Origin of the sequence: Acinetobacter sp. P8-3-8 (assembly GCF_000214135.1) — a bacterium.
Lineage (GTDB): Bacteria > Pseudomonadota > Gammaproteobacteria > Pseudomonadales > Moraxellaceae > Acinetobacter.
Window position 1 is genome coordinate 1 of sequence record NZ_AFIE01000181.1, and the last position, 363, is coordinate 363.

Genomic DNA, 363 nt, shown 5'->3' on the forward strand with positions numbered 1-363 from the left:
TTGTGCTGAAAGCTTACCAATGCGCACCTGTAGCCCGTCTTTTAATTGGCGGGCTAATTCTTCTTGTTCGATATAGTATTTACGGATTTCGTGACCTTTTTTATTGCGCTCCATCATTCCAAGGTGCTTGGTCATATCCACCGAGATGATGTACTCAACCAGGTGTTTTGCACCAGACACCTGCTCCACTTTTTGGTGGAGCACAACAAAGTCGAAGTTTTCTTCGAAATTGCACTGAGTAATTCTTCGTTTAATCCATGTTGAAAAGTCCTGCTTGCTCTCTAGCATTTTGTGCAGGTCACGCGCATTCACGCCGAGCTGAACCTTCCCGTTTAATTCGACTTCGATAAATGGAGTTTGATT

1 protein-coding gene is annotated in these 363 nt (G+C 43.8%); it reads right to left on the bottom strand.

Features of this window, described 5'->3' with window-relative positions; genetic code table 11:
• Positions 1–363 (bottom strand): antA/AntB antirepressor family protein (locus tag GGG_RS0119240; RefSeq protein WP_010118229.1); only part of this gene is annotated, 363 nt, incomplete at both ends.